A 22985-nucleotide genomic window follows, 5' to 3' on the forward strand; every position below is an offset into this window, starting at 1 on the left:
AATTATCATCATACCTAAGCTATATTTAGTAGCTTACCTGGTAGTGGAGGTGTTCTCAGTGCTACAAATGCTAGCCTAGGAATAAATTCTACTAAGCTAAATCTTCGATTAAATCGATACTGAAATTCAGCAAGATAACGTTGTGCATATTTAGCCCGAATAGCATGATAAGTACTACGTAAAGCACTTTTTAAGTTTCCAAGGATGGTGTTAACCCAATAAAATTCAGGTTCCTCTACTGATACCAATCGTGGTAAATAATCTGTAAAATACCTGGTCACAGTATTTCACTTAATTTGACTAGGAATTTAATAATGGCAAGGATTGCTTCTATTCCAGATGAATTGTATGACTACGACTTTGATGCCTTACTGAACAGAGAGCCACATCCAAGAACACGGCTTCGCTTATTAGCGATGGCTCATTTACAAGCAGGTTGGTCTCAAACTGAAATAGCACGAGCATTAAGGAAATCAAACAATACCATTCAGGACTGGCTCAACCGTTTTAGACGAGATGGCCTTGAAGGACTTTATGAACAACCCGGTAGAGGAAAAAAACCATTTCTTTGTCCTTCACAATATAATGAATTTAAAGCAGCCGTTATTACCTTACAAAACCATCGTCAAGGCGGTAGAGTTCAGGGTAAAGACATACAACAGTTGCTGCTGGAACAATTTAATATAGACTACAGCTTAAGTAGTATTTATGAAGTATTGCATAAAGCAGGACTTTCTTGGATTACATCAAGATCTAAACATCCTAATCATAGCCCAGATAAACAGCAAGCATTTAAAAAAACTTTGAAAAAGAGGCCTTAAAAGTACTTCCCTCATGCGTTTCTCCAGATAAAGTTGATATTTGGTTTCAAGATGAAGCCAGAGTGGGTCAGCAAAATACCTGTACGCGTATTTGGGCAGAGAAAGGTACGCGTCCACGAGTGGTAAAGCAACAACAGTTTGAGTCAGCTTATCTCTTTGGCGCTGTTTGTCCTGCTAAAGATAGAGGAGTGGCTCTTGTATTACCTATTGCTAACACAGAAGCAATGAGGTTGCACTTAACAGAAATTTCAAAAGCCATTTCTAAGGGAAGACACGGACTGGTTATCGTTGATCAAGCGGCATGGCATACGACTCATCGCCTAGAAATACCTGCGAATATCACGCTATTAAATTTACCACCCGTTTCCCCAGAGCTTAACCCGGTAGAGCGGATATGGGAAAAACTGAGAGAGGATTCACTGGCAAACCGTTGTTTTAAAAATTTCAATGATATTGTTGAGTCTTGTTGTGAGGCATGGAATGTATTTGTGAATAAGAAAAATAACATTAAAAGCTTGTGCTCCAGATGTTGGGCTGTTTTAACAAGCTAATAAACAGGATTGGTATGATGCACGACCACCACCGCATACAATTTTATCATGAAGACAACCTGCTTCTATGACACCATTAAAACAGGCCAGTCCATCGGAGATTACGGTACTGCCCTTGGCCAAATTCTGCCTACTCCAAGCCGTTATTTCTTCTTTATTAAACCCTTTTAAAATGCTCAGTTTAATTCGTGTCGGTTGACCTTGTTTTGTTGTTTCTACGGCTGCTACAAAAGGTATTTTCCCATCTGCTCCCCTACCTCTTTTGCAACCTGTACGCTCGCCACCAAGATAGGCATCATCAATTTCAATAAAACCCGACAATTGCTTGGTGCCTTCTCTTTCTTGCATCACTTTCATGAGCTTATGTTTCATTCTCCAGGCAGCTTGATAGGAAATACCTAAATGGCGATGTAATTCTATGGCTGATATACCTTTTTTGTCTTGGGAGATCAAATACATCCCTTGGAACCAAGTCTTTAATGGTAATTTGGTTGATTCAAAGATAGTACCTGCAGTTACAGATGTTTGCTGGTGACATTTATAGCACTGCTGAAGCTTTCTAGTAGTGAGTTGACAGCATTTGTCGTATCCACAATTGGGGCACTGAAAACCTTCTGGCCATCGCAATTTGTATAAGGTATTAAAGCATTGTTCTTCTGTACCATATTGTTTGAGAAACTCGTTTAAACTCAGGCCTTTTTGAAATTGAACTTTGTTGATAGCCATTATTTATACCTTCTCAATTAAGTTTCCATGCTGTTCAAATATACAGCAGTTAATGGCTTAGGTATAGTGATAATTAGTGCCTGACCGAAAACTCCTTAATCCCTTCATTGACAAGGCTTACCATACGTAAACACCACCTGAAGTTTACAGCCTTATGTTTGGAGAATGCTTAAAATCAGCCATTTTTCAGTTAAAATAGGCAAAACTTCGGTGGATACAACAGTATGCGGCACGTACACAACCCTCAACTTCAGTTTGGTCAAACAGACATCTCAACGATTCATTTTGACCCTAAATCCCGAGATGATATTCCCCAAGCGCTGAGAGGCTTGCAACACCTGTATTGTACTGATGAGCTTCGAAACCAGGTGTTTAGCATTATTGAAGAGGAGATGGCCAGCCGGGCCAACCCAATGCTAGGGCGCCCTGGGATGGATTGGTGGAAAATACTGGTGATGGGGATACTCCGGCTGAATTTAAATTGTGATTTTGACCGTTTGCATGAACTGGTGAATCAACATCGAACCATCAGGGCCATGTTGGGTCATGGAGAGCATTGGGAAGATTTAACGCCCTACCATATCCAAACACTCAAAGATAATGTCCCGCTGCTAACCCCGGAGATGCTAGATAAAATTAATACCCTCGTGGTTGAGTCAGGTCATGCCCTGTTAAAAAAAACACTGAAGAAAGCTTGCGGGGCCGCTGTGACTCATTTGTAGTTAAAACGACGGTCCATTACCCTACCGATATTCATTTATTATGGGATGCTTTACGAAAAGTGATATTGCTGATCAGTCGGCTATGTGAATGCTACGGGCTGAGTGATTGGCGACAATATCGGTATAATTTAAAGGCACTTAAAAGATGTTTCAGACAAGCGCAGAAAAGCAATCAAGCGAAAGGTAAAAAATCAGCGGCAGCCAAGCAGGCTGCCTATCGGCACTATGTCACCCACGCCAAAGGGCTTATGCAAAAGGCCCAATACACCTTAGCCAAATTATCAGCATTGTCTGCGCCGGTCTGGGAGTTACGAAACATTCATCATTACCTGAGCCATGGGCAACGCCAAGCCTCTCAATGCTGGCGACGGGTGATTGAAGGAGAAGTCATCCCCCAAGATGAAAAAGTGTATTCAATTTTTCAACCACATACAGAGTGGATAAGTAAAGGTAAGGCTGGCGTGCCTGTTGAATTAGGCATCAAAGTCTGTGTACTAGAGAGCCAAGCAGGTTTTATTCTGTACCATCGCGTGATGGAAAATGAGCAAGATGTCGACGTAGCAGTAGACATGGTGAAAGCCACAAAGGCTAAATTTCCTTTACTCCGTCAGTGTAGCTTTGATAAAGGCTTTTATTCATCGAAAAACCAATTGAAATTGGAGAAAGAATTAGATCAGGTTGTGCTACCTAAAAAAGGGCGTTTAACAGTTAAAGAAAAAGCAGATGAAAATGAAGACCAGTTTAAAAAAGCAAGAAAACAACATTCAGCTGTAGAGTCTGCCATTAATGCCCTAGAAGTCCATGGACTTGATCGATGCCCTGACCATAGCATTCGTGGGTTTAAGCGCTATGTGTCACTGGCCGTGTTGGGACGGAATATCCAAAAGTTAGGGGTTATTCTTTACCAACAAGAAAAAGAAAAACGCTATCGCCAAGCAAAAAGTTCACGTCGAAAAGCCGCGTAATAAATATTTTGCCAATAAACAAAGCATTATCATCTAGTCATAAAGTCACTCTAGAGGGGGCAGCCTGCTTAAAATTAAGCAACTCCACCCTTTCTTGTGGATAAAAAACCCTATTTTTACTGGAAAGCTATTTTTGCTAGCAAAAATAGCTATTGTTAATAAGCATATTGTTAAACAATTTATAATCCTAAGAGCAATTTACGGCTTTTTCTGTCAGGCACTAATTAGGAAAGCTTTTACTATAATCACACAAGGTGTAATTTTAATCTAAAACAATAGTTAATTCTAAATCCCGATAACCATCAGCGATAATTGTCACTAGATTATCCCCTGACATAAATCGATCTTGGTTAAGAATACGAATAACACTATTATTTATGGTATATTCGTAGTCCCAAAGCTGAGTGGCTCCGACTTTAATCCGCTGAACTTTTTCTAACCAGAATGGCGCATCAGCTCGAATAACAACATTGCCAGTAGTTGATTCTATATTAAAATCGACTGCTGGAGGGTCTATCGCAATTGCCTGATTAAATGCAATGGCTTCGCCAAAATGTCCATCATTGAGCATAAACTTAATCTGATAAGGTCTACCTAAATACTCATTGGGTGGAAGCGTTAAAAAGTCTTCAAAGCTAAGATAATCACCGGTTACTTCTGCTTCCATGGCTTCATAAGTGTAATCTTCCCAGCTATAAAATTGGGTTTGCCCTGCTGCTCTTACCATGGTTTTATCTGTGTTTTCCCAAGCATCAATGATTTGATTGACTGCCTGAGTATCCAGACCTAGTTTTTGTAAAATAAGTGCATTGCTTATCAAGTCAAAATTAAATACCACCGCTGCATTCATAAAAGGCCCTGACTCAGCTGAAGTTACAGAGGAGGCATCAATTGCAGAGTTTTCGGAGGCTGTAAGGGAAGCTCCTGACAAAGGGGGGTGATCTTTGTAGAATTTTAAGGTTCTTTTGGCATCTTTAAAGCCCCATGCTTTAATAATAATAGTGTGTAAACCTGGGGTACGCACGACATGTTTTTCAAGGGTAATCAAGTTTGAAATCACCCGATAATCAGTACTATTCAGTACTTGATCATCAAGCTTTACCTCATAAATGGGATTTACTAGTCGATAGGAAAAATCTTTCAATTTAAGTCGAAGCTCTTCACCGGTTGTAGGCTTTCTACCATTAGATACATAAATACGAGGTGCGTCTTGAACCAGGTGTATATTCAGATAACGAGGAGCATAACCATGAGCTCTGACCACGATTTCATGTTGTCCATTATAACCAGCTAAAGGTGTTGAGTTAGCATCAATAATTATCGAGTTATCCTGTAATCGCCAAATGAGTTCCCTTTCTCTTGCAGGATTACTCAGATCATCAGTTTTAGCTACTTTATATACCGCATTTTCCCACTTAGAGTCAGTTGTAAAATTAATCACAATATCCTGACCAAGAGGTGTATCATCACTAAACAAATATTGAATTTCTGTGTTATCAGCAGTTAAGTCAATCTGCGTTTGTCGGGGATAAACTTTAATATTACCATTTTCATCATAATAACGGGTGTGGTACTCAAAAACAGACATACGAAGATAGCCGTGTATTTCATAAGGAGTACTAAACGCAAAAGGAAGATCTGTCAACAACAAAAAAGTAACTAGATATTTGAGTTTGCTGATCATAATAGGGCCTCTATATCAGTCTTTAAATGAGAGTAATTGGCGAATATCAATTTGTGGCCCGGTAATCTCTAGCCATTTATCCCGAAAATTATCTACTTCGCACTTTAATACAGTTCCAGCTGAATTGACCTTTTGGAAGACAACAGCTTCACCATTCAGGGAAAACTGTACGCCAGCTGGTAGTGTTTTTTTTAGTCGAATAACGGCAAATGCTGTGTGTTCAATATTAAGAATGCCAGAGTCATCAGTGGCTAAATAGCTGCTGTTATCGAAGTGGTTATTCACGGTAAGATCTTGGTGATACTCTGTATTTTGCGCAATAACATTATTATTCAGCTCTGCATTAGCGTAAAAGGGAAAAGATACTGTCGTGAGAGTGGATATAAATAGCAGTCCATTGCTCAATTTGATCGATTTAAGGCAATTCATCATGACTCCTTTGCTGTTGTTTTTTATACAAGAGAAATTGTATAGATAGTGTGTGAGTGATTATTTATCTGCGGTTTGTTTTGTATTGCTTAGTTAAAAATCCTTTTATTTACTTCAGAAGTCCATAGTGGATTAGCTCTATTTTAACAGTTCAATAATAATCATTATCATTTGGTTTTGAAACCTTTTTCTCCATTTACGAGGATTAAACTAATACATGCTGACCTCATTTGTCTTATACTAGGCAGTTTAATTAAACCATTGACAACTGGTTATCCTATGAAGCTTGTGCGTAAAGTGACGTTGTATTACCAGCAAGGTAATTCAGATAAAGTATATGAAGTAGACTTGTGTGAGTGTGGTTCAGCCAGTGCTGAACGTTATTTAATCAATTTTCGTTATGGAAGACGAGGCTCACGACTGCGGGAGGGTACCAAAACACCTAGCCCTGTCACACTTGCAGTAGCTGAGGAAATTTACACCAGTATAGTCGTTAACAAACAGAACAAAGGTTATATTGCTCAAGAGACTGGCCAAACTGATGAAGTAGCTATTGCTTCAGAAAGTGTTAGCCGAGAGCAGCATTTATTAACCAAGCTTAATGATAAGTCTGCAAAAGTGCGTACTCGTGCTATTTGGCGAATTGGTGAGCTGGGTTTAGTTAAAGCGTCTGATCACCTCGTTACTCTAGTAGGTAAGAGTAAACCACGACAAGATTATTGTATTGCTTGGGCATTAGGCCGTCTGGCCAATAATAAAGTCAGTGATGTACTACTTACTTTGTGTCAGCATAAAAATGAAGCAGTAGCACGAATTGCGCGTGAAGCGTGGTTGCTTTGTGCTAGCCCTACAGACCGTACTAAGTACTTACAAGATTTGATTAAGGAATTACCTGAGATTTTACAAGCTGCTTGGGGGGCTGATCAGGAAAAAACACTGGCAGACTGTCTATTAGTAACTATTGGTCAACAAGGACAACAGGCTAATATTCTGCTACCTGCCTATCAAATAGCAAGCCACAACCCTATTTGGCACCAAGCATTATTGTTAGTAATGGGATGTTTGCCAATGCAGCCCAATTTTTTCAAGGCTTTTCGTCACTTGTTAAAAGCGGCCGAGTTACGTTTAGATGGCAAGATGTTGGGAGTACTGTTTAAACGCCTTGATCAAACCAGCGCTTTCTTTTATTCAGAATATGGGAGAGCGTATTTACCAGGTACTTGGCAATCGGTCAGTGTGGCCAGTGAAGTAAATAAAAAAGATAGTCGTTTAGCCTATTCTCAACGTACCCGAGACTATTTACGTCGACGTAGTATACGACTATTGAAGCGTTTAGGGGAGGCGGGTGACAGTCGTTACCTTGATGTAGCGGTAGGTGTATTAAATGCAGTAACAGATTTTGATGGACAGGATGAACGTCGATCAGAAAATTATCATTGGTCTCAGGAAGGTCATCACTGGCGCAGAGTGCAGGTAGCCAGTAAATATTATGATAGTTTTGCTACTTATTTAGCATTTAACTTTATTTTACACCGCCATAATCAGCAGTATGCTTTAGGTACCAGTAAACGAGCTTGGCATAGAGTATCTACAACTGATGCATCAGAACCGCAAGAATTGACTGGTGAAGCATTTCCGGAATTGTGGGATGGTCAACCAGAACGACTGTTGGGATTACTACAAAATAACCACTGTATCCTGGTTCATCAGTTTGCCGTGAGAGCTATCCAAAGACATCCCACATTTTGTCAGCAAATCTTAATAGAAGACTGGTTGTGTTTACTGGCATCTGCTTATCAGGAAACAGTGACGTTAGCTTTTCAGCACGTGGTAAGCCACTTTGATACTAACCAGCCTGACTGGCGAGTTATTTTCGGGTTTCTAAATGCATCCATTGTTGAAGCAAGGGAACAAGCTTTGAGTTGGTTAGCTATTGTTAGGCAACCAGAACTTGTTACATTAATTCAGCTGTGGGTAGTTTTGATTGTCAGCCCTTATCAAGACGTGCGGCAATGGGCAAAAGATCAGCAATATCAAATTCAGCAGCTGAATGCTACAACGCTTTTTCCCGAGCTGTTAGCAGTGTTGAACAATATGGAAAATGCTCTGTTAATAGATGTTATTGACGATATCAGCTGGTTGTTTTGCGAAAAGTTAATAACAACTAGTAGACAACTGTCGCTTGATAAAATTGAGCAATTGTTGGCTTCAGATCAACCACCGTTACAACTATTCGGTGCTCGATTATTAGTAGCTAATAATATCAGTTATGCTGACTTACCTGACCAGTTATTAAGGAGGATTGCTCAAAGCGAGTCCCCTGAGCTTCGGGCAATGGGGATTCGACTGTTAGCTAAAATGACTGATCATGAGCTACGTCAACAGGCTGCCATGATAGTGGATTATGCACAATCAACTGATACAGACTTGCGTCAGGCAGCAATACCCTTATTAGTACGATTAGCACAGGCTGATCGGCAATTTGCTGATGAAGTTGTACAACAGTTGTTACCTGTGCTGTTTCGGTCTGAAACTGCTGAAGGGATTCATGATGATGTTATCTATTTATTGTCTGACCAGCTTAGTTCAGCGATTCAGCGGTTAGATAAGGACATTACTTGGCGTTTATTGCAAGCTTGCTCTAGAGGTGCCCAACGATTGGGAGTGTTGCTATTTGAACAACATTTTGAGCAGTTTTCTATTCGGCAATGGGCAGTACTAGGGAATCACCCGCTGGCGGCTGTCAGGCAGCAAGTGATGCAAGCTTATCGGCAATATCCTTCACGCATTAAAGCGGCCAAAATAGATGCTTTGCGTATTTTAGTAACAGAATGGGATGAGGTGAGGATTTTTTCATTGGATTATTTTCGCCAACAGTTCACAGCGAGTGACTGGGAGCCTGAACTATTAGTGCATTTGGTCGATCATGTAGAAGAAACGGTACAACAGTTTGGTCGTGAGCTAATTACTCAGTATTTTACTCCAGAATTAGGGCCTCAGCTGCTAATGCAGTTAAGTCAACATCCTGCAACGAATATACAATTGTTTATCAGCAATTTTTTAGATGATTATGCGGCAGGGCAGCCTGAACGAGTTTTAGCGCTTAAACACTATTTTATAACTGTATTATCTCAAGTCAATCGCAGCAGAGTAACGAAAGAACGAATATTTAATTTCTTAATTAAAGAAGCTCTAGACAACGAACAGGTTGCCAAAATGGCTGTTGAGCTATTCAATCACTTGTCTTTGACTGTGGTGTTAAAAGATAAAGCCACTATTATTGAAGCATTATTGCGGCTGCAACAGCATTATCCGCAGCTGTCGTCTGTTATTAATGCAGACAGTTTTCCTATTAAGTCTGTAGTATAAGAGGGCAGAGGATGGAATTTAATTACCGCTTTTTTGGTGGTTCGGCAGTAAGCCATAGTGCTACCCAAAGTGAGCTTAGTTTTGCACCTGATACCTTGCGTGAACCCACCTATTTTGTCGCAGAGCTAGCTCAGCATTTGCCTTTTAGGGAATCGATATCTGCTTTGAATGCAGTTGTTGTGTCTGATTTACGTTTTCATCCTAAAGACCGCACTGAATATTTTGAGTGGCTAAAACAACATGAACAACATTTATTAGCTGATTATTTGGCTCAGCAACAGGTAGTTAATCGTCGTATAGATGAAGTCAGGTCTGGGCTGGCAGATGTTCGTAAGCAGCAAAGTAAAGTGATGGCACCTTATTATAAAGCCCAAAATGCTTATTTTAAGTGGCTTTATAAACATGATTATGATGCTTGGTTTGTACTTGATCCGGTGATAACTGTTCATCCAGACCAGGTGATGTTTGAGTGTTTTAGTCAGGATGAGTCTGCCTACGGCTGTTTAAGTTGTAATTATGATGTATTTAAAAATATTACTGACCATGCTTATGGTACAACTAATATTGATTATTCTGCCGGGCTTTATAATGAGTTTCAAAAAATTCGTGATTACCGCAAAACAGAGCTAAAAATAGATCCTACAGGTTTTGCTGTGGCTACCACTGGATCTGAACAATTTATTGAAGAAAAAATTGACTTGCCAGAAAGTTGGGTGAGAGGTTTTTTACAAGTCAGTTCTGCTATGACATTACCGATGGTCGAAGCCGACTTACACACAATGGACATACATAACCTGTTATTTCAACTCAAACGAAATAAAGAACGGCATGGACCAAGGTCACTACGCTTTCAACTGTTACCAGGTCAACCTGTAAAAGTGACTTTAGAACCTTGGGAGCATGCAATTACCTTTCATCGGTCCATTTACCAAGGAACAGAGGAACGGGAAATACGCATTTGGGGGCGTCGACGCTTATTTATGTTAGAGCGTTTGTTACCTTATGCCCGGCAATTTAAAATGCGTTTGCTGGGCACAGGCTTGCCTTCTTTTTTTATTGCTGACTTAGGCGATTTACGTTTTACTTTAGGCCTATCTGGTTGGACCAGTAATGATTGGTCTCGCATGGGTGAATTTAATCTAATGACCAGCCGAGATGATGTTGATACTGAAACTAAAGCAATGGTATTTAAACAGTTGCAAAAATGTTGGGCAGCAAGCACTGACCAATTAGCTGCAAGTCTGAAACTTGAACGGAGCGTTATTATCAGTGCTTTGAGTGCCTATAGTCAGACAGGTAAAGTGATTTATGACTTGGCTGCTGATGTATTTCGTTGTCGAGAGTTAAGTCGAAATCCTTTACCTGTTGATGCCCTACGGTTTGCCAGCCCGCAAGAGGAAAAAGCACAACGTTTTTTAAAAGCGCATCTGGTAAAATTGAAACAGAAAAAAGCTTATGCAGATGGTATTAAAGTAGTAGGCCAAGTGACAGATAATGGCAAACTATTACCTGTTGAATTAGTCATTGATGGTGATCGCCGTTTAACCCAAGCCACCTGTGAGTGTAGTCATTATATACGCAATAAGTTGTATAAGGGACCATGTGAACACATCTTGGCATTAAGGTTGTTACAAGCAGAGCAAGGTAGTGAAAGCTGATGATGTGCGCTATGTTCTCCACCCAGGCTTTGCGAGGTCAGCAAAAGACTGATATACTAGATAACAACTGTAGTGTAGTAGAGCAACTACCTTGCGTTATGAGCGGTGGATCGCCGTTCTTACTTAATGACAGCCCACGCATCACTGGCTTGCTCTTAACTGGGCCGAACATACACTACTATCACTATTGCGGTATGGCTTCCCTGAAGCGAATGAGTGATAGTAGTGCAGTTCGGCGTCGAGTTGAGCAATCCAGTCTTCAGGATTCTACGAAGGCTGCTCGCTGCGCTATAGTTTTTTCTTATTTATTCTCCTTTATTCCCTCTTTTATTTCTCGCTGGCTAAAATTTCTGCGGTTTTATAGGCCTTTATTGCACTGTTTGATTACTATTTTCTCCATTTTATTATTTCTAAAAGCCAGTTATTTTCGGAGTGCTTGTTATGTCTGACCAACAATCCACGCCAGCATCACCCTCTAGGCTGACTCGTCAACAGTTGTACGACCGAATTCGTGAAAGCAGTAAAGATGAATATATTTTAGCGGAAATGAAGCGGCTGGGTTTTTGGGATGCATCAGAAGATCGTCCTAGCTTATCGGAATCTTTAATCATAAAGCAGGGTGAGTTAGAGCGGGAACTGCGTGAACTACTGGCGAAGCAGCGGCAGTTAAAAAATCCTGAAAAAGCATTGAAAGCAATGCATAAACAACGTATGAAGGAGGCAAGAGATAAGCGTGAGGTGACGCGGCAACATCAAGCAGAGGAGCGTTATCAACGAAGCCTTGCCTGGTATAATAAAAGCCAACAAACGCTGTCATATTTAGGCGAAAAAGTATCCAGTCGGCTGGATAGTGTAGAAGCCCAACAAGCACGTTTATTAGACAATCATTTACCTATCATTAAGAGTTACTTGCAGTTAGCAACCATGATGGGTGTTAGTTTGGCTGAATTAAGATTTTTGGCATTTTCACGTAATGTCAGTCAAGTTTCCCATTATCAACACTTTTTGTTGCCTAAAAAAAACGGTGGTACCCGACTTATATCAGCACCAATGCCACGGTTAAAACGAGTTCAATATTGGGTTCAAGCTAATATTTTAGAGTCTGTTGCATTACATGATGCTGCCCATGGCTTTGTTACCAAGCGCTCTATCGTATCAAATGCTGAACCCCATGTAGGAAAAGCGGTAGTGATTAATATGGATTTAGCTGATTTTTTCCCAACTATTAGCTACCCAAGAGTGAAAGGTGTTTTTAGTCATTTGGGCTATGGGGAAGGTATTGCAACTGTATTGGCCTTAATCACCACCGCACAAACAGTCACCCCGGTAGAACTGGATGGTAAGCAGTACTTTGTTGGGCAAGGAGTACGACATTTACCACAAGGTGCCCCTAGCAGCCCAGCATTAACCAATATTATTTGCCGCCGTTTGGATAAACGCATTTTAGGGACTGCACAAAAGCTGGGCTTTGCTTATACGCGATATGCTGATGATCTGAGCTTTTCCAGTGAGCAGGGAGAACCAGCAAAAGTACGTCAACTGCTGTGGCGAATTAAACGAATTGTTAAAGAAGAAGGGTTTGCTGTTCACCCTAATAAAACCCGAGTGATGTACCGACATAAACGACAGGAGGTTACGGGGGTGGTAGTAAATGATAAACCTTCGGTTGACCGGCGGACTTTAAAGAGGTTCCGTGCGTTATTATTTCAAATTGAAAAGGATGGTATCACGGGGAAATCTTGGGGAACAAAATCTGGGAAGGAGTCTGCAGCATTAATTCCATCGATTGATGGGTATGCCAATTATGTAGCCATGGTTTCACCTGAAAAAGGAGTAAAGCTACAACAGCAAGTGGCAAAAATAAAACAGCAACAGGGTTTTCAAGTAAGTCCAAAACGAGTAATGGCTTTAAACCGTAAGTTATTTAAACAAAAAGCAATGAAAGGTGAGGCACCACGTGATAGTTGGTGGCAACCTGCTGAAAAGCAGCCCCCAGTAAAAGAATTAACATCACTGCAACTAGAAGCTGAAAAACAACAGGAAAAAGTTGAATGTTCAGCAGAGCAGCAAGCTGATAAAAAACAGCCTTTAGTTGAGCAAGTTCAGCCGCCAGTACAAATACATACTAAACCAAAAACACAACAGTTTCAGTTTGACAAACATCATTATTGGGTCATTTTTTGGATTGGCTTGTTGTTATTGCTACTGATGATTTTTAACTAAAACTGACCTTTAAAGTTATAATATAAAGTGTGTAATAACTTTTTAGTTTTTTTAAATTTACCGTTGAACATAGTTGTTTTATGTTATAAATACATTTACAACCTATTTCTGCGAATTTTTAAGATAAAGGATTTTTTATTGTAACTAGGGCTGTGATTCAAATAGTGTTAACAGGCCCTAAGATAAAATTATTAAAAGCATGCATATGTTGACAAGGAGAGTAGTGATACCAAATGATGAAAGCGTTGGTATATCAGTCAGGTAAGACTATTATTACTCAGCTACCTGTGCCCACAATAACAGGTGACGATGAAGTATTGCTACAAGTCTTGCAAGCGGGGTTATGTCGAACTGACCTATTAGTGGCTGAGGGTGCTATTCCTGGTTGTGAGGGAAGTGCTTTTGGCCATGAGTTTTGTGGTAAAGTGATCGCAACAGGAAATAAGGTAACTAATTTTTTTCCTGGGCAACGGGCGGCTGTTAACCCAGTATTAGCTTGCGGTAAGTGTAGTGTTTGCCAGTCTGGTAATGACTATTTATGCGGTAGCAGTGGCTTACTGGGAATTAACGCACCTGGCGCATTTGCTGAATATATTAAGGTATCAGCAACTCAATGCTATCAGGTGTCAGATAATATACCTGATAAGCTTGTTGCTTATGCTGAACCGGTTGCGGCAATGTTATCTATTTTAAACTGTGGTATTCAATCACAGCAACAAGTTGGTGTAATTGGTTCAGACCGTATTGCAATGTTATGTCAGTTTATTTTATCAACAGCAGGCTTGGATGTTGTCACTGCAAACAAAGAATATCCGGTAGATGTACTGATAATTACCTCATTTATCAATGAGCAGTTACCCATAAACCTGGTAAAGCCAGGTGGTTTAATAATTATTAAGAGCCGTTCACCTTTTTTATCTAAAGTGTGTTATGCCGAAATTGTGCAACGACGATTGACCTTGTTAGGCGTAAACTATGCACCATTTATTAAAGTGCTAAAGTTTATTGAAAGTCACCACCAGATGCTTATGTCCTTTCTTGGCCCTAGCTTTTCACTGGATCGATTTGCTGAGGCATTTAAGGCTGACTCAGCAAAAAAAGTCTTTTTAATGCCATGTGCGGGTTAGTCGTTATACAAGATAGTTATCATCGGATTAATAGAAAACTCATTCCTGCTATTCACTGTGCTATGCATCATCGTGGTCCAGATGGCTGTGCTCATTATTATCAGCCTGATTTATTGATGTGTCATAATCGTTTAGCGATTGAGGGTGCTAAAGAAGATTTACAGCCGCTATATAGTGCAGACGGCCAATATATTGCGGTAGTTAATGGTGAGCTGTACCCGTATCAAGCTCTTCGGCAATCACTTCAACAGAAAGGCTATCAATTTCAAACTCAATGCGACAGTGAATTGGTTATTGCACTTTATCAATGCTATGGACTTGACTTTGTCCATCATTTGCGTGGAGAGTTTGCGTTAGTACTTTGGGATAAAAAGCAAGCATTAATAATTGCCGTGCGTGATCGGTTTGGGATTAAGCCATTGTTATATGGCCAAGCAGAATATGGAGAAAAAAATAGTAGTAACAAGCATGTGCGTTGGTATTTAGGCTCTGAAGCAAAAGCATTATTTGCAGCAGGGTTTGTCAGAAAATGGAGTCAACAGGGATTAGCGGAAAGCTTCAGCCACCAATATTTATTACCAGGTAGCAGTTTATTTTCTGGTTTAAAGCAATTACCCCCTGGCCATATGTTGCTTATCAAACAAGGTAATGCTCAATTGTATCAGTATTGGATAATGGACTTTTCACAAAAGTCAAAACCGGAACAGACACTTGAACGCATTATTCAGGCTATCAATATTCGTATACCTTCACAAAAACGTTGCGCCTTTAGCTTAAGTGGTGGATTAGATTCCAGTGCTATTGTCGCATTAGCTGCTAGAGAATTAACTTATGAACCAGATTGTTATAGTGTTGCTTTTGATGAGAATGATTATAACGAATATCAGTTAGCTCAACAGTTCGCTAAACAACAAGGTTATCGTTTGCATCAGGTTAAGGTTAGTAGAGACGACCTAATTGATTATATTGAAGATGCGGCATATTTTTCAGAAGGGTTAGCGATTAATGGTCAGTATGTGGGAAAATTTTTGTTAAATAAAGCAATAGCAATTGACGGCTTTAAAGTGGTGATGTCTGGTGAAGGTGCTGATGAGGCATTTATGGGGTATGCACACTTACTACAAGATTATTGTCGTCATGAGCTGGTGGGTAGTGAAAGTAAAGATAAACTTGCTCAGCTGACAACAACACACTCGTTACAAGCAGGATTAATGCTTGCTGATAATCATGATAAAAAAAAGTTTAATCAGTTTGTTCCTAGTTTTTTAGCAGCAAAATTTAATTTTATCCAAATACTGGGTGAACTCTTTAAGGGGGAATTTGCTGATGCCACTAATCAACATTTTTACCAAAAGCGCTTATTAGCCAAGTATTCGAACAAACTGCCTCCTAGTCAACTAGCAAATTTAATCTGGACTGAGCTTGCATTGGCTAATTATATTTTGCGTACCTTAGGCGATGGAATGGAAATGGCTTTTTCAATCGAAGGCCGACTACCCTTTTTGGATCACCAACTATTTACATTTGCTGCAGGATTGAGTACTGAAAGCAAACTTAATAGCTTGAATACTAAGCAAGTTTTGCGTGAAAGTTTAGCTGGTGTATTGCCAAGTGCCATCATCAATAGGCAAAAACATCCATTTATTGCACCACCTATCTTGAGCGGATTGAGCTACTCGCGTTATGAAAGAATTATTGATTGTTTATCAACCGAATCATTTAAGTATAACCCTGTGTTTGATCAAGCAAAAGTATTACGCTGGCTAAAGGAAGGGTGGGTAGCTCCTGTGTCCGAGCAAAAACGGCGAGACCCTGTTTTAATGATGCTACTGTCATTTGCTGCACTACAAAATCGTTTTAAATTAACTGATATGGAGCTATGTTAGTGTTTGGTTGCTCCCAAAAAAAATGGTGGTACCAGCTATACGACAAGAACTTAGCTGATATTTTGTTAGAAAATACTGACTCGCTAAATGCTAAAAAAATAATAAATTTTTTACAGCAGGAGCTTGGTTTACATTCTGGTCAGAAAGTTTTAGATCAATGTTGTGGCACTGGTCGGCTCGCATTGCAACTTGCGAAACAACATGAAGTAGTTGGTGTTGATATAGTCCCTGAATATATTGAGCTTGCAGCCAAAAAAGCCAATAAACATAAACTGGAAATACAGCTTTATTGTGATGATGCTTTTAACTTCGCTTTACCAAAGACAGCAGATGTAGCCATCAATTGGTGGACAAGTTTTGGCTATACGGCAGATGATAACCTTAACCTACAGATGATTAACCGAGCCTATGAATCTTTAAAAGTAGAGGGCCATTTTGCCTTGGACTTTATGAATGTGCCTAAGCTATATCGAGATTTTCAAGCTGATGTGATGACAAAAATCAAAAGGAATAATAACTGTGAGGAACTTGTGCTTGTTCGGCATAGTGAGATCGACTTTGAGCATGATATTCTCAAAAAAGATTGGTACTACTTTATAGAAGAAGGTGAACGTGTTCATTATCAGAGTGAAGTAAAGTTGTATTCTCCTGCTCAACTGATGTCATTATTTGAAGTGGCTGGCTTTTCTCGGGTGAGATTATTTGGTGATGTTGATGGGCAGCCATTGTCGTTGGATAGTCCAAGGTGCATTGTAGTAGGACAGCGGCTATGATCAACATTATTACTCATGATTATGTTGTTACAAACAATGAAGTATGGAGGAGCAGTCTATATCAAGGGGAAATATATAAGCTACCCGCCAATCAAACTTCGCTTGACCTAGTGAATTCTGTTCAGCAATTATTATTGGAAACATTTAAGGTTGATGTGTTTGGTTTTAGTGAGTTGGTAAATATCCATAGCCTATTATCTGAAGCTGATTTTTTTGCTGGTATGAAGTGCATTCGACGTAAACTTTTTGAACAACAAAAATATAATGGGCTATTGTCAGATTTCTTGTTAAGTTTGGGTTTTAAGTCAGGTGAGGTGGCTTTTTAACCACTTAGGCTACGTGCTATTCGCCATAATGTACATCTCCCAGAGCAAGCAAAAGCAGTTTATTATCTCTATCGAGATACTTGGTATGGGCATGGTCAAAGTGTAATTGTTGGTTGGTTGCCTTTACATGATCAAGCCAGCCATCAAACATTTGAAATTTATCCAGATTGGTTTAGCCAGTCTGTACCAAACAATTCTGAAGTATTTAACTATGACCAATGGCGTAGTGGTAATAATCATAAAATAATTGGCTGGCAAAAAAAAGATACTGGTTTGTCGGCTGTTTATCCCCAATCTACGACAGATGTAATATTAGGAAAGCGAATAAATATTTGCTGTAAGCAAGCTGAAGTTTTATTTTTTTCTGGTGCGCACTATCACCGTACACTTAAGCAAACACGTAACCTGTCACGTTTTAGTATTGACTTTCGCTTAGTTTATTTGATAGATGAACAACAGCACTTGGGTGCGCCAAATGTTGATAATCGTTCCCATGGTGCTGCTTTACAAGATTATATTAGGCTATGATCAGCTTATTTTATCAGCAAGTACTGGCCCATCCTGAAAGATTAGCTTTAGTTATTGGTGGGTTTAAACTGACTTATTATGAACTATGGAATCAGGCCAATACCATAGCCTGTTTTTTAAAACAGCAGGGTGTTAAGCCGGGGCAGGTCATAGGTTTACACTTGTCTAAAAGCAATAACTTGGTTGTTAATCAACTAGCTTGTTGGTTAGTAGGAGCTGCTTTTATGCCGCTTCCACCGGACTGGCCAGTCAAAAGAAAACAGCAATTTCTCATTTATTCTCAAGCAGTTGGTATTATTACCGATTCAATTGTAATTGATTTAATGAATAATGGTATTAAACAGTGGCTGGTTGTTAATATTGATAATGGGAAAAATAGTGTTACAAATAATAGTTATAGAGAACCGCTCTCAAGTGATATAGCGTATGTGATTTTTACTTCAGGGTCTAGTGGTGAACCCAAAGGAGTTTTAGTGCCATTTGCTGGTTTGCCTGCTGTTATTACCCAACAAATCGACTTTACTCAGCTAAAACCCGGTGAACGTTGTTTATGGCTTCATCATCCTGGTTTTGATGCTTCAATTGCCGATATTTGGGTAACTTTATTAGCAGGAGCAACTTTAATTGCTGATAATAATATATCACCTGACAAACTATTGCAGTTTATTGCAGATAATAATATTAACTATGTTGATTTGCCTGCTGTGCTATTATCTACCCTTGATATTCAATTGGCTCCGAATTGTTTGCATACTCTGTTAGTGGGTGGAGAAGTTTGTGACTTTGAAGCATTACGCAATTGGGGACAGTTAAAACGTTTGGTGATCGCTTATGGTCCTTCAGAAACAACAATCTGTAGTAGTATGTATTTGGTATCAGGCAAAGAGTCAGCTGCTAACTGGATTGGTCAACCACTAAAACACCTACAGTATTGGGTGGTGGATGATCAGTTGCAACCAGTATCTCCAGGGCAACAGGGTGAACTGTTAATTACTGGTTTAGGTGTTGCTGTAGGTTATTTAAATGGCAATAGAAGTATTAGGCGGTTTGTTCAATTTAAAGGACGAAAAGGGTATCGAACAGGTGATTTAGTACGTCAGGTTGAGCAAAACTTTCAGTTTTTAGGAAGACTCGATCGTCAATTCAAACTGTATGGTCAATTAATTTGTCCTGAAGAAATTGAGCAGATGTTGTTACGCTATGCTTATGTATCGGAAGCTTATGTCTTTAAATATAAACAACAACTAGTCGCTGCTGTTGCACCTGAGTTGGATTATAAGTTGCTGCAGGCTTGGTTATTAAAACGATTTCCCCAATGGATGTGTCCTCAGCAATGGCTGCTGCTGCCAAAGTTACCCAGAAGTCAAAACCAAAAAATCAGTCAAGCAGAACTTGTTAGTGGCTATGAGCAACAACAACTTAAAACACCTGCTTGTCCTGAACTCACACTGATTCGACAGGTGTTGCAGCAACCTGCCATTCAGCTTGAAGATAATTTACAAAAATGGTCACTCAGCTCAATGCAATGGTTAGAATTATTAATGGGACTAAAGCGATTGGGTTTACAAATATCTTATCAGCAATTATTGAAAAATGTATCCATAAAGGCAATTACTGAGTGGTATAGTATACAACGTAAGAATCGCCCTGAAGGTGTAACTAATAATAGTAACGGGATAAGTGCTGATTTGTTAAATCAAATGTTACTACAATACCCCGTTATTAAGCTAACCACGAAAAAAAAACAGTATAATGCTGTATTATTAACTGGCGCTACAGGGTTGTTAGGGGCTGAATTACTTAGTTTATTGAGTTTGCAAGAACGAACTATTTATTGTCTGGTGCGTGGTGATAAATCAAGGCTGTATCAACATTGTCAAAATCAAGGAGTAAATATTAATTGGAGTAGGGTGGTAATCTTAGCAGGAGATATTTGTCAGCCATACCTAAACTTAACTAAAAGAGAATGGACGACGGTTGCTGAACAAGTCAGTGATATTTACCTCTGTGCGGCAGATACCAGTCTGCTAAAAGACTATCAGCAATTACAAAAAACGAATGTTACTGGTACCTATTATGTATTGCAATTAATGGCAACAGGTAACATCAACCAAGGTGCTTTACCAATTAAAGATTGGTTTAACTCCCGTTTACTGTTAAAGCCAGATTTTAGTCAATTGCCTGCCAATGTCTGTGTTGATTTTACTCCAGTTAACTATGCTGCAAAATTAATGTTGGGTATTAGCCAGCAAAGTGAGTCGGGCACTTTTCATATTTGCAATTCCAATCCTGTGTTAGCAAGTGATTTAGCATTACTGATTGGTGCTCAATCAAACAATCGAAGCCAGCTTATTTGGCAGCCTGAAAACCCTACGGATCCCTTGCGTTTATTTAAAATGACAAATATGAAAATAGTGTCGGATGTTACTGATCACTATGCTCAAGTATTAAAGTTAGCTTTTCCTATAGTAGATAATAATTATCTGCAAGTATATTTGGAATCTTTATGGCAACAGTAACTATTACAACCCACAATATTAAGCATGGTTTGGTGTTGGGTAAATTTTATCCACCACATGTCGGGCATCAATATTTAATTGCCTTTGCTAATGCCTATGTTGATGAGTTAACTGTAGTGGTAGAGGCTATGCCAGAAGAACAGATACCTGCAAGTCTGCGCATTGAATGGCTGCAATCGTTATTTGGTGGGGTCAAATTTTTATTGCTGGAGGAATATAATCCACAAGACCCAGGAGAAACGTCACAATTTTGGCAGATTTGGCAAAACAGTTTAATGAGGCTGTTGCCTCAGGCACCTGATGTTGTATTTGCATCAGAGCGTTACGGAGAACCATTAGCTGACTGTTTGGGGGCAGTGTTTGTACCTGTTGATCCAAGCCGTCAGCTAAACCCAATATCTGCCACTCAAATTAGGGAAAACCCTTATCTAAACTGGCAGTATTTACCTGAGCCAGTTAAAAATTATTATCGCAAGCAAGTGTGTATTTGTGGGCCAGAAAGCACGGGCAAAAGCACTTTAAGTGAGTGGTTGGCACAGGAGATAGATTCACGCTATCCAGGGAGTGACAGCTTCGTACCTGAATATGCCCGAACATTTTTAGAACATCACCATGCTGAACTAACGACAGAGGATTTAGTAACAATTGCTAAAGGCCAGGCAGCCAGTGAACAGATACTTAAAAGCCGAGCAGGTCCATTGCAGATTATAGATACTGGTGTAATTGCTTCTAAAGTATGGAGTGAGTTTTTATTTAACTGTAGTACATCAACCCTTGATGTACTTTTTCAGCAAGCTCAATATGACTTATATTTGTTGTGTTATCCTGATGTTCCTTGGGTGAAAGATGCTATGCGTTATTTACCTGAACAAGGCCAAGCATTTTTTGATCGCATACAATGCTTATTAATGAGTGATGAAAGGAAGCAAGTAGTTGTAATCAGAGGAAATTGGCAGCAAAGGCAGGAGATGGCATTAAAAGCTCTATTAAAACTGGTATTAAATCACTGAGTTAAATATCTATTTATCACTTTAATAGTAGGCATATTCAGCAACTAATAAGGAAATAGAGCAAGCAGCTAAAGCAGAATAGCTCATTATACTTAAGATATTTACAAAAATTTGTGAATGAAGTTATGCTGACTTTCTTTGGCTAGGGATTTATACGTATTGATATGATTGAATGGTGAAGATAATTTCAATTTAATAACATGAGGATATAAAAATGCATTGTAGATTGAGTGTATTGTTGACTATTTGGGCTTCAATGCCTGTATTTGCTAGCCCGGTACAAATTAACAGTAGTCATAATTATATTGGTGAGCAGGTTACAGTAAAACTCGAATTGGAAAGTAAGAAAAAAATACCTATAGAGATTACTATTAAACAGCTTAAGACAAAAGATGAAAAATCAAATAAAACATATAAAATCCAATATCCAGCCATTTTCCACTCTAGCTTAGAGGTTAAAAAACTAAATGATTGTAGTAAAGAATTTAGCCATAAAATAGGTAATCATTTATTAAATGTTGTAACCAAGCAATTAAATATTGAAACGAATCGCGTAGTTAAGTATGAATGCCCTGCTTATCATGTTGAAGTGACTGGGCAAAAGCGGGATTTTTATGGGAAGTATATGCCAATATACAGTCTTTCAAGTGCTTTTACGAGTGAAAGTGTGATACTTGAAAAAAATGGCATTGATATTTATACATATGAAAAGCTATATAGTGTAATTGGGAACAGTAAGCGTCAAGGATACTGTGCAAGTAATATTTCTCCAGATATGAAAATAAGTACAGGCTCTTCTTATGAAGAGGATGCAACGTTGATCAAAATACAACCCTCTTTTATTGTGGAGTTGAGTGAAAACAGCTGTCTTGAGCTGAAAAATAATAAGTTTGTTTTTAAGGAGTATTTCTATAGTACTCCAGGCGATAGGTATGACTCCACCGAGGTGTTAGAAGTGGCTGAAAAAAATGTAAGGGATGAAGTAGAGAAGTTGCTGCCTTTTTTTCAAGTTCAAGAGAGTTAACTGAAATTAACTCTATGATTTGAAAATCTTTTGTGGGGAAAGGGCAACTTGTGAAAACAATAAAATTGGTAGCGGGGGCTGGATTTGAACCAACGGCCTTCGGGTTATGAGCCCGACGAGCTACCAAGCTGCTCCACCCCGCACCGATAAATAACACTTTTATTCATATAAAATGAATAATGGTAGCGGGGGCTGGATTCGAACCAACGACCTTCGGGTTATGAGCCCGACGAGCTACCAGACTGCTCCACCCCGCACCAACGTTATGAGGGTGCTGATCATATTGGCTGCAAGTATTTATGTCAACCTTTTTTGAAAATAGGTTGTAGGTTTTAAGCCATTTTCTTTAAAAATCTCTGTTGTTACATAGTCAACAGTAAGAAAGCGACTATGCCTCATAAAAGATAATATTTCAGTACAGAGACTGAGATTAAAAGGTAACAATACTGAGTTAGATGAGAAATAACACAATTAGTGTGTAGGAGATTGAGCTAGAACAACTTCGTTTCAAGGAAATACAGCAATAAAAAAAGCCATCCTATTTGGATAGCTTTATACTAAATGGTAGCGGGGGCTGGATTCGAACCAACGACCTTCGGGTTATGAGCCCGACGAGCTACCAGACTGCTCCACCCCGCATCAAT

16 protein-coding genes, 3 tRNA genes and 2 pseudogenes are annotated in these 22985 nt (G+C 39.3%); 14 read left to right on the forward strand and 7 right to left on the reverse strand.

Translation table 11 applies throughout. The features are described 5' to 3' along the window. Nucleotides 1–14 precede the first annotated feature (14 nt). A pseudogene (locus G4Y78_RS09505) lies at nt 15–242 on the reverse strand (transposase); the annotation flags it as partial. A 72-nt stretch (nt 243–314) separates the two neighbouring features. On the opposite strand from G4Y78_RS09505, the gene G4Y78_RS31350 reads away from it, so the two are divergent. Next, a complete protein-coding gene (locus G4Y78_RS31350; protein ID WP_163831121.1) occupies nt 315–821 on the forward strand; it encodes an IS630 family transposase in 507 nt (168 codons plus the stop codon). Between the two features lie 38 nt (nt 822–859). Next, nucleotides 860–1372 carry an IS630 family transposase gene (locus G4Y78_RS31355; RefSeq protein WP_163836355.1) on the forward strand — a complete coding sequence of 171 codons (513 nt, stop codon included), beginning with the start codon at nt 860–862 and terminating at the stop codon, nt 1370–1372. Nucleotides 1373–1381: 9 nt separating this feature from the next. Here the strand turns inward: G4Y78_RS31355 and G4Y78_RS09520 are convergent. Further along, nucleotides 1382–2098, reverse strand: a pseudogene (locus tag G4Y78_RS09520) (IS1595 family transposase); the annotation flags it as partial. Between the two features lie 224 nt (nt 2099–2322). Here G4Y78_RS09520 and G4Y78_RS09525 point away from each other — a divergent pair. Beyond that, a protein-coding gene (locus G4Y78_RS09525; RefSeq protein WP_408022081.1) for an ISNCY family transposase occupies nt 2323–3785 on the forward strand; the annotation gives its coding sequence in 2 pieces (ribosomal slippage) (nt 2323–2778 and nt 2781–3785; 1461 coding nt in all). Between the two features lie 262 nt (nt 3786–4047). Here G4Y78_RS09525 and G4Y78_RS09530 read toward each other — a convergent pair. Both G4Y78_RS09530 and G4Y78_RS09535 read right to left on the reverse strand, forming a co-directional pair. After that, complete coding sequence (locus tag G4Y78_RS09530) at nt 4048–5469, reverse strand: hemoblobin-interacting domain-containing protein (protein WP_163832797.1); 1422 nt, start codon at nt 5467–5469, stop codon at nt 4048–4050. Between the two features lie 15 nt (nt 5470–5484). Beyond that, entirely contained in the window at nt 5485–5901 is a 417-nt protein-coding gene (locus tag G4Y78_RS09535; protein WP_163832798.1) for a hypothetical protein, read from the reverse strand. 276 nt (nt 5902–6177) lie between these two features. On the opposite strand from G4Y78_RS09535, the gene G4Y78_RS09540 reads away from it, so the two are divergent. The 11 genes from G4Y78_RS09540 (at nt 6178) to G4Y78_RS09590 (ending at nt 22341) form a co-directional block, all read left to right on the forward strand. Further along, a complete protein-coding gene (locus tag G4Y78_RS09540) occupies nt 6178–9267 on the forward strand; it encodes a HEAT repeat domain-containing protein (RefSeq protein ID WP_163832799.1) in 3090 nt (1029 codons plus the stop codon). An 11-nt stretch (nt 9268–9278) separates the two neighbouring features. Beyond that, nucleotides 9279–10925: an SWIM zinc finger family protein gene (locus tag G4Y78_RS09545; RefSeq protein WP_163832800.1), complete on the forward strand. Its 1647-nt coding sequence runs from the start codon at nt 9279–9281 to the stop codon at nt 10923–10925. Nucleotides 10926–11366: 441 nt separating this feature from the next. After that, nucleotides 11367–13148, forward strand: a complete 1782-nt coding sequence (locus G4Y78_RS09550) for a reverse transcriptase family protein (RefSeq protein WP_163832801.1) — start codon at nt 11367–11369, stop codon at nt 13146–13148. Nucleotides 13149–13381: 233 nt separating this feature from the next. Next, nucleotides 13382–14275 carry an alcohol dehydrogenase catalytic domain-containing protein gene (locus G4Y78_RS09555; RefSeq protein ID WP_163832802.1) on the forward strand — a complete coding sequence of 298 codons (894 nt, stop codon included), beginning with the start codon at nt 13382–13384 and terminating at the stop codon, nt 14273–14275. Next, on the forward strand, nt 14263–16161 hold the full coding sequence (gene asnB / locus G4Y78_RS09560) for an asparagine synthase (glutamine-hydrolyzing) (protein ID WP_163832803.1): 1899 nt from the start codon (nt 14263–14265) through the stop codon (nt 16159–16161). Before G4Y78_RS09555 ends, asnB begins: the two co-directional genes overlap by 13 nt. Continuing rightward, nucleotides 16161–16934 carry a class I SAM-dependent methyltransferase gene (locus tag G4Y78_RS09565; RefSeq protein WP_163832804.1) on the forward strand — a complete coding sequence of 258 codons (774 nt, stop codon included), beginning with the start codon at nt 16161–16163 and terminating at the stop codon, nt 16932–16934. Before asnB ends, G4Y78_RS09565 begins: the two co-directional genes overlap by 1 nt. Continuing rightward, nucleotides 16931–17260: a hypothetical protein gene (locus G4Y78_RS09570; RefSeq protein ID WP_163832805.1), complete on the forward strand. Its 330-nt coding sequence runs from the start codon at nt 16931–16933 to the stop codon at nt 17258–17260. Before G4Y78_RS09565 ends, G4Y78_RS09570 begins: the two co-directional genes overlap by 4 nt. A 117-nt stretch (nt 17261–17377) precedes the next feature. Next, nucleotides 17378–17788, forward strand: coding sequence for a hypothetical protein (locus G4Y78_RS09575; RefSeq protein ID WP_163832806.1), 411 nt, complete (start codon nt 17378–17380; stop codon nt 17786–17788). Beyond that, the gene (locus G4Y78_RS09580; protein WP_163832807.1) at nt 17785–20307 is read left to right on the forward strand and encodes an AMP-binding protein; all 2523 of its coding nucleotides are present in this window, start codon (nt 17785–17787) and stop codon (nt 20305–20307) included. The genes G4Y78_RS09575 and G4Y78_RS09580 overlap by 4 nt, the downstream gene beginning before the upstream one ends. Continuing rightward, nucleotides 20295–21317 (forward strand): AAA family ATPase, encoded by a 1023-nt coding sequence (locus G4Y78_RS09585; protein WP_163832808.1) that lies wholly within the window; start codon nt 20295–20297, stop codon nt 21315–21317. The genes G4Y78_RS09580 and G4Y78_RS09585 overlap by 13 nt, the downstream gene beginning before the upstream one ends. A gap of 214 nt (nt 21318–21531) precedes the next feature. Then, the gene (locus G4Y78_RS09590; protein ID WP_163832809.1) at nt 21532–22341 is read left to right on the forward strand and encodes a hypothetical protein; all 810 of its coding nucleotides are present in this window, start codon (nt 21532–21534) and stop codon (nt 22339–22341) included. Nucleotides 22342–22407: 66 nt separating this feature from the next. On the opposite strand, the gene G4Y78_RS09595 is transcribed toward G4Y78_RS09590, so the two are convergent. The 3 genes from G4Y78_RS09595 to G4Y78_RS09605 all read right to left on the reverse strand — a co-directional run bounded on the left by G4Y78_RS09595 (nt 22408) and on the right by G4Y78_RS09605 (nt 22980). Beyond that, nucleotides 22408–22484 (reverse strand) — tRNA-Met (locus tag G4Y78_RS09595). 37 nt (nt 22485–22521) lie between these two features. Next, nucleotides 22522–22598 (reverse strand) — tRNA-Met (locus G4Y78_RS09600). Nucleotides 22599–22903: 305 nt separating this feature from the next. Then, nucleotides 22904–22980 (reverse strand) — tRNA-Met (locus tag G4Y78_RS09605). Nucleotides 22981–22985: the final 5 nt, after the last annotated feature.

Origin of the sequence: Spartinivicinus ruber, from assembly GCF_011009015.1 — a bacterium.
Classification (GTDB): Bacteria; Pseudomonadota; Gammaproteobacteria; order Pseudomonadales; family Zooshikellaceae; genus Spartinivicinus; species Spartinivicinus ruber.

Coding starts and splice junctions, on each gene's coding strand:
- G4Y78_RS31350 (WP_163831121.1), top strand. CDS start 315: ATGGCAAGGATTGCTTCTATTCCAGATGAATTGTATGACTACGACTTT.
- G4Y78_RS09530 (WP_163832797.1), bottom strand. CDS start 5,469: ATGATCAGCAAACTCAAATATCTAGTTACTTTTTTGTTGTTGACAGAT.
- G4Y78_RS09535 (WP_163832798.1), bottom strand. CDS start 5,901: ATGATGAATTGCCTTAAATCGATCAAATTGAGCAATGGACTGCTATTT.
- G4Y78_RS09540 (WP_163832799.1), top strand. CDS start 6,178: ATGAAGCTTGTGCGTAAAGTGACGTTGTATTACCAGCAAGGTAATTCA.
- G4Y78_RS09545 (WP_163832800.1), top strand. CDS start 9,279: ATGGAATTTAATTACCGCTTTTTTGGTGGTTCGGCAGTAAGCCATAGT.
- G4Y78_RS09550 (WP_163832801.1), top strand. CDS start 11,367: ATGTCTGACCAACAATCCACGCCAGCATCACCCTCTAGGCTGACTCGT.
- G4Y78_RS09555 (WP_163832802.1), top strand. CDS start 13,382: ATGATGAAAGCGTTGGTATATCAGTCAGGTAAGACTATTATTACTCAG.
- asnB (WP_163832803.1), top strand. CDS start 14,263: ATGTGCGGGTTAGTCGTTATACAAGATAGTTATCATCGGATTAATAGA.
- G4Y78_RS09570 (WP_163832805.1), top strand. CDS start 16,931: ATGATCAACATTATTACTCATGATTATGTTGTTACAAACAATGAAGTA.
- G4Y78_RS09580 (WP_163832807.1), top strand. CDS start 17,785: ATGATCAGCTTATTTTATCAGCAAGTACTGGCCCATCCTGAAAGATTA.
- G4Y78_RS09585 (WP_163832808.1), top strand. CDS start 20,295: ATGGCAACAGTAACTATTACAACCCACAATATTAAGCATGGTTTGGTG.
- G4Y78_RS09590 (WP_163832809.1), top strand. CDS start 21,532: ATGCATTGTAGATTGAGTGTATTGTTGACTATTTGGGCTTCAATGCCT.